We start from the raw sequence: 1,644 nt of genomic DNA on the forward strand, positions 1-1,644 counted from the left end.
TATAAATCTCATCAGGCTGACACTCTTGAATAATACGTACTAAGTTACTGGTGTCAGTTAAGTCACCGTAATGCAGAATCAAATCACGATGATCAATATGGGGGTCTTGATAGAGGTGATCAATACGATCCGTATTAAAAGAAGAGGCGCGGCGCTTGATGCCGTGAACAATATAACCCTTCTCCAATAAAAACTCGGCAAGATAAGAGCCATCTTGGCCAGTGATGCCAGTGATGAGAGCAACTTTTTGTTTTTTACTTGATTGACTTGTCATATCTTAATTTTTTCAATATCTTTTGTTACGTTAACTTAGCTACGCCCGTATGTATCTTCGAACCTGACGATATCGTCTTCACCTAAATAGCTGCCTGATTGCACTTCAATAATCTCTAAAGGTTCTGTGCCCCGATTTGCCAAGCGATGTGTTTGACCTTGTGGAATATAAGTGCTTTGATTCTCTTTGAGAGTGATGACCTGATCACCGTTGGTGATTTCTGCCTCACCTTTCACCACAATCCAATGCTCAGCACGGTGGTGATGCATTTGTAAGGATAGGCTAGCACCTGGCTTTACCTGAATTCGCTTCACCTTAAAGCGCTCACCTTCATCCACACTGTCATACCAACCCCAGGGTCTAGCAACTTTGCGATGTAAGTTTTTCTCTTCGCGCTGTTGCTGCTCTAGTTGATTGACGATGGTTTTCACATCCTGACTATTTGAACGGTCAGCTACTAGTACCGCATCAGCCGTCTCGATGATGACCAGGTTATTAATACCCACAGCACCCACCAAACGACTGCTAGCGTGTACTAATGAATTATTCGTATTACTTAGTAAGGTGTCACCACTGGTGACATTTCCACATGCATCCTTTTTGCCGACTTGCCACACCGCATCCCAAGCGCCTAAATCATTCCAACCGGCATTTAACTCAACCATCTTGATGTTGAATGCCCCATTAGATGCGGGGCATTTTTCTATCACGGCATAGTCAATAGATTCACTAGGGATAGATTGAAAGATATCTTTATCAGGACGAATAAATTGAACATCGCCAGATTGGTCAATGGCCCTTGCGACCCATGCGGTTTCAGTAGCGCCAAAAATATCCGGACGAAATTCTTTTAAGCTTGCTAACCAAGTGCTGGCACGCAATACAAACATACCGCTATTCCAGAAATAATTTCCATTTTCTAGATAGGCTTGGGCAGTAATTGCGTCAGGTTTTTCTGCGAACTGCTCGACAGTAAATTCACCATAAGCACCTTGAGCTCCACCCTTTTTGATATAGCCATAACCGGTTTCTGGAGCTGTGGGCGTAATACCCAAAATAGCAATGGTTTTCTTACTCTCATCAGCCGCAACAACATGAACACAATTTTGTAAGGCCTTAGTAAAAGCCGCGCCATTCTGAATAGTTTGATCGGCTGGAGTAATGACCAAAATTGGATCAGCCGACTCATTTGCATACAGTGCAGCCAAGGTCAGCGCCGGAGCGGTATTGCGCCCTGCAGGCTCAAGCAACAAAGTAGCTTGGATAGTTGGCATCTCACGTAATTGATCGGTTACCAAAAAGCGATGCTCTTCATTGGTCACAATCAAGGTTTTGCCGATTTCAATACCGGCAGCAGGTTGATTGTCAGT

General features: G+C 43.9%; 2 protein-coding genes. Both read right to left on the reverse strand.

Annotation, left to right across the window (positions count from 1 at the left end; genetic code table 11):
• Nucleotides 1-274, reverse strand: a 274-nt coding sequence (locus B7X71_RS16525) for a GDP-mannose 4,6-dehydratase (RefSeq protein ID WP_293601537.1), incomplete at its 3' end; no start/stop codon positions are given.
• A gap of 35 nt (nucleotides 275-309) precedes the next feature.
• A partial coding sequence (locus tag B7X71_RS16530; RefSeq protein ID WP_293601538.1) for a mannose-1-phosphate guanylyltransferase/mannose-6-phosphate isomerase occupies nucleotides 310-1,644 on the reverse strand: 1,335 nt, incomplete at its 5' end.

The sequence above is a fragment of the Polynucleobacter sp. 39-46-10 genome (genome assembly GCF_002282275.1).